This is a genomic window from Marinactinospora thermotolerans DSM 45154 (assembly GCF_900167435.1).
Lineage (GTDB): Bacteria > Actinomycetota > Actinomycetes > Streptosporangiales > Streptosporangiaceae > Marinactinospora > Marinactinospora thermotolerans.
Genome location: NZ_FUWS01000003.1, coordinates 490,649 through 503,848, shown reverse-complemented (window position 1 = coordinate 503,848; position 13,200 = coordinate 490,649). Strand labels below are relative to the sequence as shown.

General features: G+C 73.5%; 12 protein-coding genes and 1 CRISPR repeat array. Of the genes, 3 read left to right on the top strand and 9 right to left on the bottom strand.

Annotated features, from left to right (window positions below):
- Positions 1 to 115 precede the first annotated feature (115 nt).
- The 5 genes from B5D66_RS25955 to B5D66_RS07735 form a co-directional block, all read right to left on the bottom strand.
- Positions 116 to 355, bottom strand: a complete 240-nt coding sequence (locus B5D66_RS25955; protein ID WP_394330038.1) for a MerR family transcriptional regulator — start codon at positions 353 to 355, stop codon at positions 116 to 118.
- Positions 352 to 489 (bottom strand): hypothetical protein, encoded by a 138-nt coding sequence (locus B5D66_RS25950; RefSeq protein ID WP_235000839.1) that lies wholly within the window; start codon positions 487 to 489, stop codon positions 352 to 354. The genes B5D66_RS25955 and B5D66_RS25950 overlap by 4 nt, the downstream gene beginning before the upstream one ends.
- Before the next feature lie 408 nt (positions 490 to 897).
- A complete protein-coding gene (locus B5D66_RS07745; protein WP_078760936.1) occupies positions 898 to 2,142 on the bottom strand; it encodes a helix-turn-helix domain-containing protein in 1,245 nt (414 codons plus the stop codon).
- A gap of 388 nt (positions 2,143 to 2,530) precedes the next feature.
- Positions 2,531 to 3,709 carry a methyltransferase domain-containing protein gene (locus tag B5D66_RS07740; RefSeq protein ID WP_144390020.1) on the bottom strand — a complete coding sequence of 393 codons (1,179 nt, stop codon included), beginning with the start codon at positions 3,707 to 3,709 and terminating at the stop codon, positions 2,531 to 2,533.
- Positions 3,710 to 4,180: 471 nt separating this feature from the next.
- A CRISPR array of direct repeats spans positions 4,181 to 4,880; the repeat unit is 29 nt; unit sequence CGGTCCATCCCCGCGTGCGCGGGGCTTAC.
- A 402-nt stretch (positions 4,881 to 5,282) separates the two neighbouring features.
- Entirely contained in the window at positions 5,283 to 6,788 is a 1,506-nt protein-coding gene (locus B5D66_RS07735) for an aminopeptidase P family protein (RefSeq protein WP_078760935.1), read from the bottom strand.
- 341 nt (positions 6,789 to 7,129) lie between these two features.
- On the opposite strand from B5D66_RS07735, the gene B5D66_RS07730 reads away from it, so the two are divergent.
- Entirely contained in the window at positions 7,130 to 8,416 is a 1,287-nt protein-coding gene (locus B5D66_RS07730) for a purple acid phosphatase family protein (protein WP_394330037.1), read from the top strand.
- Positions 8,417 to 8,462: 46 nt separating this feature from the next.
- On the opposite strand, the gene B5D66_RS07725 is transcribed toward B5D66_RS07730, so the two are convergent.
- Positions 8,463 to 8,984, bottom strand: coding sequence for a GNAT family N-acetyltransferase (locus B5D66_RS07725; protein ID WP_078760934.1), 522 nt, complete (start codon positions 8,982 to 8,984; stop codon positions 8,463 to 8,465).
- 125 nt (positions 8,985 to 9,109) lie between these two features.
- On the opposite strand from B5D66_RS07725, the gene B5D66_RS07720 reads away from it, so the two are divergent.
- Positions 9,110 to 10,216, top strand: a complete 1,107-nt coding sequence (locus B5D66_RS07720; RefSeq protein WP_078760986.1) for a pyridoxal-phosphate-dependent aminotransferase family protein — start codon at positions 9,110 to 9,112, stop codon at positions 10,214 to 10,216.
- A 34-nt stretch (positions 10,217 to 10,250) separates the two neighbouring features.
- Here B5D66_RS07720 and B5D66_RS07715 read toward each other — a convergent pair whose 3' ends face one another.
- Positions 10,251 to 10,469 carry a DUF3099 domain-containing protein gene (locus B5D66_RS07715; protein ID WP_078760933.1) on the bottom strand — a complete coding sequence of 73 codons (219 nt, stop codon included), beginning with the start codon at positions 10,467 to 10,469 and terminating at the stop codon, positions 10,251 to 10,253.
- 228 nt (positions 10,470 to 10,697) lie between these two features.
- On the opposite strand from B5D66_RS07715, the gene B5D66_RS07710 reads away from it, so the two are divergent.
- The gene (locus B5D66_RS07710) at positions 10,698 to 11,558 is read left to right on the top strand and encodes an alpha/beta fold hydrolase (RefSeq protein WP_078760932.1); all 861 of its coding nucleotides are present in this window, start codon (positions 10,698 to 10,700) and stop codon (positions 11,556 to 11,558) included.
- A 42-nt stretch (positions 11,559 to 11,600) separates the two neighbouring features.
- Here B5D66_RS07710 and B5D66_RS07705 read toward each other — a convergent pair whose 3' ends face one another.
- Together B5D66_RS07705 and B5D66_RS07700 are read right to left on the bottom strand one after the other, a co-directional pair.
- A complete protein-coding gene (locus tag B5D66_RS07705; RefSeq protein WP_159457233.1) occupies positions 11,601 to 12,110 on the bottom strand; it encodes an HXXEE domain-containing protein in 510 nt (169 codons plus the stop codon).
- Between the two features lie 2 nt (positions 12,111 to 12,112).
- Positions 12,113 to 13,099, bottom strand: coding sequence for a nitronate monooxygenase (locus B5D66_RS07700; protein ID WP_078760985.1), 987 nt, complete (start codon positions 13,097 to 13,099; stop codon positions 12,113 to 12,115).
- Positions 13,100 to 13,200 lie beyond the last annotated feature (101 nt).

Here is a 13,200-nt window from a genome sequence, read left to right as displayed (position 1 = left end):
AGTTCGCGCCCGGCCAGGGCGAGATAGCCGCGTGAGGTTTCCCCGTGCCACACCAGCACGCCGCTTCGGCGGGACAGATCACGCGCGACGGCGTGGCCGGGAAGGCAGGGCCGCCTCATCCCTGGTCTCCTTCCAGGAGTGCGCGGATCTGGTCGGCGGGAATCCGCCAATGACCCCCCAACGTCCGCTGTCCGCGCAACCGTCCTTCTTGTAGCCATCGGCCGACGGTGCTGGGGGCCACCCGGCACAGATCGGCGACCTCGATCGTGGTCAACAACTCCGGCCACCCCACGGCGGGTGTCTGCGCGATGGGAAGGTGACGCCCGTTCACCCGGACCGTCACCTGCACGCTCACCACCGGACCTCCCGCTCCAACCGGTCGAGGCGCTCCTGCACCCGGGAGAGCAGGCCATACACCTCGCACCGGCCGTCCGGCCACATCAGGCAGTACTCCCACCCGTGCCGGTGCTCCTCCCACGACAGATGCACACCAAGCCGCCATGCCCGCGCGGCCATCTGACACTGCGCCGCGTAATGCTCCCGGCTCGTTTCCGGCCCTGCGGGGGTACAGGCACTCACCACGCCCCTCCCGGGGCCATGAACACCAGATCCGGCCGCACTCGGCGCCGCGCGCGGTATGACGCCGGGTCACCGGTCCGATACGTGACCTCCCACCGGGCGTCATGCCGCAGCGCCACCTCGGCACACTCGACACATGCCGGGATACGGGACGGGTCCGCGATCGGACGCTGGTCGAGCAGGAACAGAAACCTCCGATGCCGGCTGGCCGCAGACTGTTCAGGGACGCGGGGGACCGGCCACGTGCATGTCGTCGCCATGCCCTGACGGTAGATCGCGGCCCGTCAGGGGGAGGGCACAGAATGTGTCCCCTCGTTGTCACGCCGTGAGAAGTCCGACCTTCGTCGCCACGATGCTCGCGCTGGTGCGTCGGGACGCGTCGCGGGAGTCCAGTTCCTCTAGGAGGATTCGCCGCGCGTAGCCGTTGTAAGCGATCGTCTCCGGCGCCGCGTCATACGCGTTGTCGAGCACGCCTAGCGCTTCACGGTACTGGCCGTCCAAGTAGTAAGCGCGGGCCTGCTCGATCCGGTGGCGGGCTCGCCGCGGCCGGGACGGGATCACGCTGTCCGCCGCGCGTTCGGCCTGGCGGACGCTCTCGCCACCGGCTCGCAGTTCGACCGCGACCGTGGTGGCGTGCGCCCCCATGATGGCGCGGGAGAACGAGGTGACGGGGTGGTAGTAGCTGCCCGGCAATCGGCTGGCGATGCTCTCGGCCAAGTCCCACCAGCGCCAGGCCGAACCCGCCTCGCCACGGCGGGCCGCCGTGTACCCGGCCTCGAAGTGCAGCGCTCCCCAGATCGCGAAGGCGGGGACCTGCCCCGCGTCCACATGGGGCCGCAGAGCGTCCAGCGTCTCGCCGGTCACCACGTCCGCGGCGTCCCAGTCCCCGGCATCCCGATGGGCCTGGGCCATCAGCCACGACGCCACCCCGATCGCATGGACGTCCCCGGAGTCCTGCGCGGCGACCATTCCTCGTTCGGCTACCCGCCACAGCAGGTCAGCCGCCGGCTGGTACGCGATGAAGAACTGCGCGATCGCATACACCTCGGCGAGCACGGCTTGGGCCGCGCGCCGCTGCGTCCGGTCTTCGGCCTGGTAGGCGGCAAGTTGGGCGTCGGTGATCAGGCCGGGCAGCAACCGGCCGAGGACGTCCCGGTGATCGCGTGAGGAGTGCCGTGCGACCCACGCCTGGTCGAGGCGAGCGCGCAGGTGCGATACCGGCGGCGCCGCCCGGCGGGTGAGAGCCGGCGAGGAGTTGAGCGCCGCCCGCACGGCGGGCAGACGGGTGTGGCCAGGCCCCGTGAACATGTCGACCTGCATGGATCGCTCCCCGGTGAGGTGCGAGAGGTCACGGACCCGCAGTGCCTCAGCCAGCCGCACCAGAATGTGAAGCTTCGGCATGTCGAGCCGTCCGACCTCGACCGATTTCACCCATGAGCCGGACTTACCAACGAGGCCCCCGAGCACGTCCCGCGACATGCCACGCCGAGCGCGAAGGATCTTGAGACGCTGCCCGAAAGTCAGCTCTTCGCCCGAAAGGTCCGAGGTACCAGGAGATGTCATAAGGCCCTGCCTTCCTGGAGCGTCGCAGCCCCAGGATAGGCAGGGCCTCCCTCATGTGTCAGGGACCTTCCGGGATCATCCGCTCCCGGCCGGGACGGCGCGAGGACGTCCGACGCCTCCTCGACCTGGCGGAGGCCGCCGCCGACCACATCCGCATGGACCTCGACGGGCTCTCCCGGACCAGCGCGACGCGGATTGGACCCACGAGTACCGCCAAACCCTCGCCGAAGCACGGGCGGCCCGCCAGCCCACGAACGCGGCCCGCATCCTGTAGCCATGTGCGGGCCGCTCTCTATTGAGCCCAGTTCGAACAGGGCCACACGCTCCGTGGAAGTCACATGGGAAGCCCCAGGTAGGGCGGGGATTTTCGCGTGTCAGGGCATCCAGATCACGGCGTGAGAACGCTGCCGGGCTCGTCCGCCCACAGCCGGTGCTCGCCGCTGGGGGTGACCGTGAGACCGAGCCGCTCCCGGCCGGGACGACCCGCCCGCTGCCATGCCCGCCACGCGGCCCCGATCTCGGCCCACAGGTCCCGGGGGCCGTAGGTGCTCACCTCGTAGGAATCGGCGTCGGGCAGGTAGGTGGCGGCCCCCCACGATCCCCGCGCGTCATACACCCACACCGTGCACCGCCCCGAACGGATCGGGTGCCCCTCGGCGTCCTTGGGCCACGCGGTGATCTGGTACAGGTCCGGCACCAGCGCCCCCAGGACGACCCCCGCCCCGCCGCCCTCCTCCACGTGGACCACCCTCGGATCCAGGGCCGTCACCGCGTCGCGCATCTTCGCGTCGAAGTCGATGTGATCGGACCATTCCCCCTTATGGGAGCGCTGGTCGCGCAGCCACATGAACGCGGCCTCGATCCCGTCGAGCCGGCCGTGCACCGCCCCGTTCCCATCGGCGGTGAGAGTGACCAGCCAGTGGCCACCGAAGTCGCTGCCCCAGGGGACGACGAGCCGCCCACCGGGCCGGAGCCGGGAGACCCACGCCCGGGGGATGCGTTTGGCCCCGACGGTCGCGATCACCCGGTCGAACGGCCCTCCGTCCACGGGCTCCGCGCCGTCGCCGACGACCAGGCGCGGCGCGTACCCGGCGGCCTTCAGGTTCGCCGCGGCCTGCCTGGCCACCGTCTCATCCACCTCGATCGAGGTGACGTTCTCATCACCGAGCCGGTGACACAACAGCGCGGTGTTGTACCCGGTGCCGGTACCGATCTCCAGCACCCGATGCCCCTCGGCGACGTCGAGGGCCTGGAGCATCGCCACCACCAGCGACGGTTGCGACGCCGAGGAGGTCGGATAACGCCCCCGCCCGTCCGGCCCGGCCGGGCGGCCATCGTCCACCTGCGTGACCAGCGCGTAGTCCGCATAGACCGCGTTGCGCCACTGCGGGGTGTCCCGGCCGTACGGGGTACGCCACCCGTCGTCATCGCGAACCCACACCACCTCGGGCAGGAACTCGTGTCGTCGCACCGCCCGCACGGCGGCCTCCCACGCCGGATCGGTGAGCACCCCGTCCTCGACGAGGAGATCAGCGAGCCGGTCCGGGCCGTACTCCGGATCGGTCACTTCTGTTCCTTGCCGTCACCGGAGGAGCCGGGCATGGTCTGAGAGCCGTGACCGCTCCCTTGCTGTCCGTCCTGTTCCCATTTCGGGCCTTTACCGCTGTCCTGTGAGTCCGGCTTCTCGTGACCGCCCATCCGCGCTCCCTACCTGCGAGGAAATGCCCATCGGTGAAGGTAGACCCACGGTCACGTACTGTCGCCGGGTCCGGCCGGACGAGGACACCTGGAATACCGACAGCCCCACGCCGGGCTCGGCGTGGAACCAGGCGGCCCGGACGGCCCCGGAGGGAGATCGCGAGCCGTCCCCTTCATCTGCTTCACCCGCACACCACCGGTCCGTGACCACTTCGGGTCCCGGCATCAGCGCGGGAACCGCAGACCCTGGCCCGTCCGGGTGGGAGACGGCCGCGGCGTAGAGACCCCCGGACCTGTCGGGTCCGAGCCTGCTTGATCCGCAGGGCCTCGCGGATCCGGTCAACCCATCCCCGCGTGCGCGGGGCTTACATCGGCACGTACACGACCCCGGCACGGGGGCGCGGTCCATCCCCGCGTGCGCGGGGCTTACGACCTGGTCGTCCTCGACCTCGACGGCGTCACCGGTCCATCCCCGCGTGCGCGGGGCTTACCACCGGTCAGGGCCTCGTAGCGGCCCTCCCGGCGGTCCATCCCCGCGTGCGCGGGGCTTACTTCTTGGCGGGGGCGGACCAGGTGCCCGCCTCCGGTCCATCCCCGCGTGCGCGGGGCTTACCCACCACCGCGCGTAGGCGTCGAGGGTGGCAACGGTCCATCCCCGCGTGCGCGGGGCTTACACCGAGGCCATCGGCCTGGACGGCGCCCTGGCCGGTCCATCCCCGCGTGCGCGGGGCTTACAAACTCAAAAGGTTTGTGGGCCGCCCTGTGAGCGGTCCATCCCCGCGTGCGCGGGGCTTACAGGGGGGCGCTTCGGGTTCTCGCCGACCATGGAGGTCCATCCCCGCGTGCGCGGGGCTTACGGGCAGGCCGCCGCGCCGATGGACGGCCCCTACGGTCCATCCCCGCGTGCGCGGGGCTTACCAGGACGGTGGAGTTCCTCGGTGCTGCGTTCTCGGTCCATCCCCGCGTGCGCGGGGCTTACAACAGGGGCGTTGCCGCGAACATGGGTACGGCCGGTCCATCCCCGCGTGCGCGGGGCTTACAGAAGATGACCTGCGGCTTTACGGGCCGTTATCTCCGCTTTATAAACCTGGGAGCGCGCGACAGCGGTCAGATTCCGCTTCCGGCGACCGTCATTCTGCCGGAATTCCTTCTCGCCGCAAACCGCGAGACGGGGAACGGCCGGAGCCGCCGCGGTGGTCGCGTCCGTTCCCGGAGCCGGGTGTGAGGCTGCCGTGCCCGGGAACGCCACGGCCACGCCGCAGGACCGCGCCTCACGGCCTCCCCGGGATCGCGCCGGCCGTCCCCAGGGCCGGCCCTCGCGGTACGGCGGGCCTCGCGGCCCCGCCCCGTCGCGGCGCGGGGCCGCGAGGCCTTTCCGGCAGGGCCGCGACGGCGCGGGACCGCGGAGCGGACCCCCAAGAGCGGCCCCGCAGAAGCCGATCTCAGGAGCGGGGCAGCAGCTCCGCCAGCCAGGCCTCCACCTCGTCGGAGCGGCGCGGCAGCGCCGCCGACAGGACGCGGTTGCCGTCGGCGGTGACGAGAACGTCGTCCTCGATGCGCACGCCGATGCCGCGCAGCTCCTCGGGGACGGTGAGGTCGTCGGGCTGGAAGTACAGGCCCGGCTCGACGGTGAGCACCATGCCCGGTTCGAGGTCGGCGTCGACGTAGCACTCGGTGCGGGCGACCGCGCAGTCGTGGACGTCCAGGCCGAGCATGTGGCCGGTGCCGTGCAGCGTGTAGCGGCGCTGGAGGCCGAGTTCGAGGACCCGCTCCAGCGGCCCCTCCAGCAGCCCCCACTCGATCAGGCCCTCGGCGAGCACCCGCTGGGCAGCCTCGTGGAAGGCCCGGAAGGGCCGGCCCGGCGCGACCGCGGCGATGCCGGCCTCCTGGGCGGCGTAGACGAGGTCGTAGACGCGGCGCTGGACGTCGTCGAAGCGGCCCGAGATGGGCAGCGTGCGGGTCACGTCGGCGGTGTAGAGGGTGGTGGTCTCGACCCCCGCGTCCAGCAGCAGCAGCTCGCCGGGGCGCACCGCGCCGTCGTTGCGCACCCAGTGCAGGGTGGTGGCGTTGGGGCCGGCCGCGGCGATCGTGCCGTAGCCGACGTCGTTGCCCTCGACGCGGGCGCGCAGGAAGAAGGTGCCCTCGATGTAACGCTCGGAGGTGGCCTCGGCCTGCGGCAGGGCGCGCACCACGTCGGTGAAGCCGCGCACGGTGGAGTCGACGGCGCGCTGGAGCTGGCCGATCTCCCACTCGTCCTTCACCAGGCGGGCGTCGTGCAGGTGGACGGCGAGCTCCTCGTCGCGCCGGGCCGCCTCGTCCCCGTCGCCCTCGCGCAGCCCGGCCAGGACCTCCTCCAGGGCGGCGTCGTGGCCGCGCACGATCCGGGTGGGGGCGGCGGGGGCCTCGCGCAGGATCTCGGGCAGCCGCCGGACGTCGCCGGTGGCGGTGCCGAGGAGCCGGGCCGCCTCGGTGAGGCTGTTGCGGCGCCCCACCCACAGTTCGCCGTGGCCGTCGAGCCAGAACTCGCCGTTGCCGCGGTCCGAGCGCGGCAGCAGGTAGACGGTGGCCTCGTGGCCGCCGCCGTCGCGCGGCTCCATGACCAGGCAGCCGTCCTCGGACTGGTCACCGGTCAGGTAGACGTAGTCGGAGGCGGCGCGGAACGGGTACTCGGTGTCGTTGGAGCGGACCTTGAGGTTGCCCGCGGGCACGACGATGCGCTCGCCCGGGAAGCGGGCGCTCAGCGCGGCGCGCCGCTTGGCGGTGTAGGGGGCCTGCTCCAGGGGCGGCAGGTCGGTGCGCTCGGTGTCGGCCCAGCCGGTGCGCATCCATTCGGCCAGTTCCTCGGAGACCCCCTGGTAGGGGCCGTTCTTGCGGGGCGTGAACACCGGCGCGTCACCGGCGGCGCCTTCTTGTCCGGTCTCGGTCTGTGGACGCTGGTGTTCGGTCACGGTCTGGCTCTCCTCGTCGGGTCTGCGCTGGGTGGGGGCCGCTCAGGGCGGTCCTCCTCCCATCGTATGAGCCCGTGTGCCGGGAGGCGATGGACGGCTTCGGGCGGGCGCCCCCCGCGGCCGTGTGAACGGGCCGTGAACGCCGGGTGCCGCGCCCTGGGCGGGGCGGGAGGCGTGTCACCGCACGTGACGGGGGTGCCACCGGTCCGCGGGGCGGCGCGCCGGCCAGGTGACCGTGCGCGACGGGACGGACACCGAAGTTAGAACCGGATTCACGTGTGCGTCCCCTGGCGCGATTACCGTGACCGGCGTCCCCCTCCCCCGCCTTCCGAGGAGATCCCGTGCCCACGGTTCCCCCCTCCCCTCGCGCCGCGTCCCGCGGCGCGCGCCTGCTGCTGGCCGGCGCGCTGGCCGGCCTCGTCCTGCCCTTCGCCGTCCCCGGTGACGCGCACGCGGCGACCACGCCCGAACGGGTGCTGCTGGTCCCCACCGAGTCGCCCGCCACGTCCCAGACCGTCACCTGGCGCACCACCACCGCGACCGCGCCGAAGGTGCAGTTCACCGCCGCGTCGGGCGGCGCGTCCGTCACGGTGGACGGCGCACGCACCGGCACGGCCGGGGGCGGCACCTACTACCGGGCCACGCTCACCGGCCTGTCCCCCGCCACCGACTACCGCTACCGGGTGGGCGACGGGACGACGTGGAGCGCGTGGTTCACCTTCCGCACCGCCGCCGACGGCCCCGCCCCCTTCTCGTTCCTGTACCTGGGCGACATCCAAAACGACATCACCGCCGGCGCCGCGCCGGTGGTGCGCGCGGCCTACGCCGACGCCTCCGACGCCGCGCTGACCGTGCACGCCGGCGACCTGGTCAACAACGCCGACAACGACGGGCAGTGGGCCGAGTGGTTCGCCGCGGTCGGGACGGACAACGGCGCCTCGATGAACCACATCGCCACCCCCGGCAACCACGAGTACAGCGGCTGGTCGCTGTCGGGGCACTGGCCGCTCCACTTCCCCGGGACCGGCAACGGCCCCGATGACGACGACCTGGACGGCACCGCCTACTACACCGACTACCAGGGCGTCCGCTTCATCTCGCTGAACAGCAACTACACCAACGCGCCGTGGCTGGACATCGTCGACTGGATGGAGGACCAGCAGGTGTGGTTGGAGGGGGTGCTGGCCGACAACCCCAACCCGTGGACGGTGGTGACCTTCCACCAGCCCGTCTTCGCCAACAGCGAGGGGCGCAGCGGCGCGGTCGTGCGCGACTACTGGCTGGACGTCCTGGAGGAGTACGACGTGGACCTGGTGTTGCAGGGCCACGACCACTCCTACGGGCGCGGCAACCTCGTCGCCAACCGCACCGACGACCCTGACGTGCACACCGGCCCCGTCTACGTCGTCTCCGTGACCGGGCCGAAGATGTACACGCCCACCGCGAGCGACTGGCAGCGTGGCGGCGCCGAGGTCCGCACCCAGCTCGGCGACACCCAGACCTACCAGATCGTCGAGGTGGACGGGGACGAGCTGACCTACCAGGCCAAGACCGCCGACGGCACGGTCGTGGACGCCTTCGTCATCGACAAGGGCGGCGACGGCAAGCGGGTCACCGACCTGTCGTGAGGCCGGCGCCTCCCCCGCCGGCTCCCGGCGGGGGAGGCCGCGCCGCTCACCGCGGCGCCACGGGTCCGTCGAGGGGTTTGGCGAAGGCGTAGTAGCGGCGCTCCCCGTCCTCGCCCCACCCCTCGTCGTCGAGCAGCTCGTAGCCGAGGCGGGTGTACAGCGCGACGGCCTCGGGCTGGGCCGGGCCGGTGGTGAGGTAGGCGCGCCGGTAGCCCAGGGCGGCGGCGCGCTCCTCCAGCCCCGCCATGACCCGGCGGCCCAGGCCGCGACGGCGCCACCCCTCGGCGGTCCAGATCCGCTTGAACTCCGCGGTGCCGGCGTCGAGGCGGCGCAGCGCGCCCCCGGCGACCGCCCGGCCCTCTTCCTCCAGTAGCAGCACCGCCCCGTGCGGGGCGGCGAAGTCCGCCAGGGGGTAGGAGGACATCTCCCGTTGGGCGGCCTCGGCCCCGTAGCGGCGGGTGTACTCGGCGCGCAGCCCCTCGATCATCGGCGCGGTCGCGGGGTCGTCCATCGCCACGACCCGCGCCGTCGGGCCGTGGACGTCGGGCACGGTCCCGTTCACCGGCATCTGCTCCTCCTCTCCCAGGGTGTCCCCTCGCCCCCGTCCGGGCGGCGGTCCGAGCGCGCGCCGGCGGGCCCGCCCTCGGGGGCGGCGGGGGAAACGGGGGACCGTGACACTCTAGAGTGATCGCCATGTCCTTGACCGAACGCATCCTCCTGGGTCCCGGACCCAGCAACCCCTATCCCGAGGCGACGGCCGGGCTCAGCGCCCCGCTGCTCGGCCATCTGGACCCCGAGTTCATCCGGATCCTGGAGCGCGCGTGTGACGGACTACGCACGGTCTGGGGCACCGCGAACCCGCTGACGCTCCCCCTGTCGGGGACCGGGTCGATCGGCATGGAGGCGGCGTTCGCCAACACCGTGCGGCCCGGCGACGTGGTGGTGGTCGCGGTCAACGGGCTGTTCGGCGCCCGCATGTGCGACGTGGCGACGCGCTACGGCGCCGAGGTCGTGCGGGTCGACCACACCTGGGGCGAACCCGTCGACGTCGAACGGGTCCTGGACGCCCATCCGGCCCCGGCGGTCGTGGCCGCCGTGCACGCCGAGACCTCCACCGGGGTCGAGAGCGACATCGCGGCGCTGGGCGCGGCGCTGCGCGCCCGCTCCCCCGAGACGCTGCTCGTCGCCGACTGCGTGACCTCGCTGGGCGGCATGGAGATGGCCTTGGACGCGTGGGGGGTGGACGTCGCCTACTCCGGTACCCAGAAGTGCCTGGGCGTGGCGCCGGGGCTGGCCCCCTTCACCTTCTCCGAGCGGGCCTGGCGGCGCCGGGTCGCCTCCCCGCCGGTGTGGTACCTGGACCTGGGGCTGCTCGGCGCCTACGTGCGCGGCGGCCCGGGCGGGCGCGCCTACCACCACACCGCGCCGGTGGCGATGGTGGCGTCCCTGGAGTCGGCGCTGGAGCGGATCACGCGGGAGGGTGTCGACGCCGTGGCCGAGCGCCACCGCGAGGCGGGGCGCCGCCTCCAGGAGGGGCTGGCGGAGATGGGGCTGGAGCCGTTCGCCGCCGAGGGGCACCGGCTGCCCCAGCTGACCACGGTGTGGGTGCCCGAGGACGTCGACTCGGTGAAGGTCCGCGAACGGCTACTCACCGAGTACGGCATCGAGATCGGCGCCGGTGTGGGCGAGTACGCCTCGACCGTGTGGCGCATCGGGCTGATGGGCCACAACGCGCGCCCCGATCGGGCCGAGCTGGTCCTGGCCGCGCTGCGCCGGGTCCTGGACCGTCCGGCGGGCTAGCGGCGTGGTCCCGGCCGCCGCGGGGCGGCCGGGATCATTCGGAGTTGGGGCCGTAGCGGGCGTCGTGGTCGGCCGGGTCGGTGGGGTCCGCGGAGTTGCCGATGATGACGGCGACCGGTGGCAGGACCGCCGCGACCGCGCACATCGCCACCGCCCACCCCGTACCGGCGAGGTAGTACACGGGCAGCGAACCCGCGAACAGGGTCAGGCAGATGCCCATCAGCCAGGCGTAGCGCCGATAACGGCGTCTCATCCCTCCACTCTAGTGCGCCGCTCCCCCGAGGTCACCGGGCCTGTGGCGGTGCGGCCGGAGGCGGGCGGCGTCCGCCGGTCGGGTCCCTCCCCTCCGGCGGGCGGTGGTCCCCCGCACGCGGCGCCTGCGCGTCCCTGCCCGGCGACACCCGGCCGCGCAGCGCGGACCCGCGCGGCGCGGCGGCGTAGGCTACGGCGTGGCGGAGGCCTTCCCAGCGAGAGGCGGAGCATGTCCCACGACCTCGTTCCCGGAGCCGAGAGGCTGACGCTGCGGCGTGGCCTCCTGACGTTCGACGCCCTGGCGGCGGGTCCCGAGGACGGACCCCTGGTGCTGTTCCTGCACGGCTTCCCCGAGTTCGCCACCTCGTGGCGGGCCCAGCTGCTGTCGGTGGCCGACGCCGGTTACCGCGCGGTGGCCGTGGACCAGCGCGGCTACTCCCCCGGCGCGCGCCCCGGCGACGTCCGCGACTACGTGGTGTCCGAACTGCTCGACGACCTGTTCGGTTTCGCCGACGAGCTGGGCGCCGAACGGTTCCACCTGGTCGGACACGACTGGGGCGGGGTGCTGTGCTGGCCGGCCGCCGCGCGCCGCCCCGAACGGCTGATCTCGCTGACGGTGCTGGCCACCCCGCACCCCCAGGCGCTGACCGAGGTCTCCGCGGCCTCGGAGGAGCAGCGTGGCCGGCTGGCCTACATCCGGCTGTTTCGGACCGAGGGCAAGGCCGAGGAGGTGCTGCTGGCCGACGACGCCGCGCGGCTGCGCGCCATATACGAGGGCCGGGTCCCCGCGGAGCTGGTCGAGGACAACGTGCGCCGGCTGTCGCGGCCGGGCGCGCTCACCGCCGCGCTGAGCTGGTACCGGGCCCTTGACAGCGGCGACGCCGAGGTTCCGGCGATCACCGTCCCGACGCTGTACGTCTGGGGTGAGCACGACCTGGCGTTCACCGCGCAGGCCGCCGAGGCGACCGCGGCCTGGGTGTCGGCGCCCTACTCCTACCTGCCCCTCACCGGGGCCAGCCACTGGCTGCCCGAGGAGGACCCCGCCCGCGTCACCGGCCCGTTGCTGGAACACCTGGCGACCCATTCCTGAAACCCCGGCGCCGTCTCCACCAGGCGCCCCCGAACACCGCCGTCACCAGGGGAGCGGGAAGCGGGCCCCGAGGAACAGTGAGGCGGCGGGCACCAGTAGGGCGAGCAGGACCGCCCCGACCACGGTCCACGTCGAGACCGTGCCCCGAGGCGGCGAGCGCAGCGACGACAGGCACACGGGCGCCAGCACGAGGAGCGCGGAGACCAGGCCGGGCATGACGCTCCAGACCAGCAGGCTCACGAGCACGTGGGAGACCGCGTTGAGGAGCAGGGCCAGCGCCGCGCAGGCCAGCGCCGCGCCGCTCCAGGCGGGGCGGCGGAGGACGGCGAAGGCCGCCAGCGCGGCGAAGGCCAGGGTGAGCAGCAGGAGGGCGCTGCCGAACGCGGGCGTGGAGACGGGGAATCCCCCGGGGAAGCGTCCCGGGACCGAGGCCCACGCCGGCAGATCGGCCAGGTACTCCTCCAGGTTGTGCAGGGCGAACGCCACGGTCAGCAACGGCCACAGGAGGAGGGGGCGCGCCGAGGGCCTCTCCGCGCCATCGTCGGTGCGCAAGGTCACAGGTCCGCGGCGATCTCGGCGACGACCTCGGCCGCGGGGAGGGGGCGGGCGGCGCGGAACCCCGTCCCGGCCCACAGGTGCAGGGTCGTGGCGTCCCCCGCGCGGGCCGCGGCGGCGCGCACCGGGCCGGTCAGGTAGTGGACCTGGGGGTAGGCGGCCGGGGCCTGGGCGTCGTGTTCGGCGAGGAACCGGTTGACCAGCCCCCTGGCGCGGCGCCCGCTGAAGGCGCGGGTCACCGCCGTGGCGGTGAAGCGGGGGTCGGCGAGCGCGTCCTTGTGGGTGGCCGAGGCGCCGCTTTCGGGGGTGCGCAGCAGCGCGGTGCCGAGCTGGGCGGCGATGGCCCCCTCGGCCAGGACGGCGCGCACCTCCTCGGCGCCGGTGACGCCGCCCGCGGCGATCAGCGGGACGTCCACCGCCGCGCGGACGGCGGGCAGCAGGCGCTCCAGCGGTTCGGTGCGCTCCCGGGCGTCGTCGAAGGAGCCCTGGTGCCCGCCGGCCTGGGCGCCCTGGACGCACAGGGCGTCGGCTCCGGCCTCGACCGCGGCGCGGGCCTCCTCGGGGGTGGTGACGGTGACGACGACGGCGCTGCCCGCGGCGTGCAGGGCGGTGACCGCCGGACGCGGGGGCAGGCCGAAGGTGAAGGAGACGACGGGGACGGGATCGGCCGCGAGCAGGTCGACCTTCTCGGCGAAGGCGTCGTCGTGCCAGCGGGCCGGGCCCAGCTCGACGCCGAGGCGGCGCGCCTCGGGTTCGAGCCGGGCCCGGTACGCGGCGACCGTGTCCGGGTCGGCGGTGTCGGGGCCGGGGACGAAGAGGTTGACCCCGAAGGGCGCGTCGGTGAGCGAGCGGAGTTCGCGGATCTGGGCCGCGGTCTCCTCGGCGGTCCGGTAGCCCGCGGCCAGGAATCCCAGTCCGCCGGCCCGCGTCACCGCCGCGACGAGGGCGGGGGTGCTCGCGCCGCCGGCCATGGGCGCGGCCACCATCGGTACGTCCAGCCCGCCGAAAACCTCCACCGTCGTCCTCCTCCCTTGGGGGGCCGCGGGTAACGGCCCCGAGGTTCAGGGTCGCACACCCGGGGCGTGAC

What these genes read in the sequence shown, in the direction of transcription:
- B5D66_RS07745 (WP_078760936.1), bottom strand. Translation starts at nt 2,142, where the DNA reads ATGACATCTCCTGGTACCTCGGACCTTTCGGGCGAAGAGCTGACTTTC.
- B5D66_RS07725 (WP_078760934.1), bottom strand. Translation starts at nt 8,984, where the DNA reads ATGCCGGTGAACGGGACCGTGCCCGACGTCCACGGCCCGACGGCGCGG.
- B5D66_RS07720 (WP_078760986.1), top strand. Translation starts at nt 9,110, where the DNA reads ATGTCCTTGACCGAACGCATCCTCCTGGGTCCCGGACCCAGCAACCCC.
- B5D66_RS07715 (WP_078760933.1), bottom strand. Translation starts at nt 10,469, where the DNA reads ATGAGACGCCGTTATCGGCGCTACGCCTGGCTGATGGGCATCTGCCTG.
- B5D66_RS07710 (WP_078760932.1), top strand. Translation starts at nt 10,698, where the DNA reads ATGTCCCACGACCTCGTTCCCGGAGCCGAGAGGCTGACGCTGCGGCGT.
- B5D66_RS07700 (WP_078760985.1), bottom strand. Translation starts at nt 13,099, where the DNA reads ATGGTGGCCGCGCCCATGGCCGGCGGCGCGAGCACCCCCGCCCTCGTC.